Below are 581 nucleotides of genomic sequence, written 5' to 3'. Positions count from 1 at the left end.
CGTCAAAAGGCGTAAAAGCGAAACTGCCAACCGGATTGGATTCACTGAAAGAAGACAGCTCATTAGGTACCAGCCAGTTTATGGAGACTGCGCGTTACCGTCATGGCTTAGAAGGTGAGTTAGTACGCACTATCATGTCGCTAAACTCGGTAGCGAATGCGCGTGTTCACCTTGCGATTCCTCGTCAAACGTTGTTTGTACGCCAAAACGGTGAAAACCCGTCTGCATCTGTCATGCTCGAACTCAAACCGGGTGAAGACCTTAAGCCAGAACAGGTTGAAGCGATCATCAACTTGATCGTAGGCAGTGTGACGGCAATGAAGCCTGAGTTTGTTTCTGTCATTGACCAATATGGCCGATTGTTGAGTGCAGATGTTGCGTCAGCAGAAGCGGGCAAAGTAAACGCGAAGTATCTGGAATACCAAAAGAACGTTGAGAAGCAAATCATCCAACGTGCGGCAGACATGCTAACGCCGATTGTTGGCCCTAGTAATTTCCGTGTTCAGGTTGCAGCCGATATGGATTTCAGCCAAGTGGAAGAAACGCGAGAAATCCTTGATAACGCGCCAGTGGTTCGTAAC

Annotated in this window: 1 protein-coding gene; it reads left to right on the top strand. The window is 48.4% G+C overall.

Annotated elements, in window-relative coordinates:
• On the top strand, window positions 1–581 hold a 581-nt coding region (fliF, locus tag R7Q09_RS27190; RefSeq protein WP_318144085.1), incomplete at both ends, for a flagellar basal-body MS-ring/collar protein FliF.

It is taken from the genome of Vibrio sp. 2130-1 (assembly GCF_033339515.1).
The sequence above is the reverse complement of the archived record's forward strand: the minus strand, read 5'-3'. Positions and strand labels throughout refer to the sequence as shown.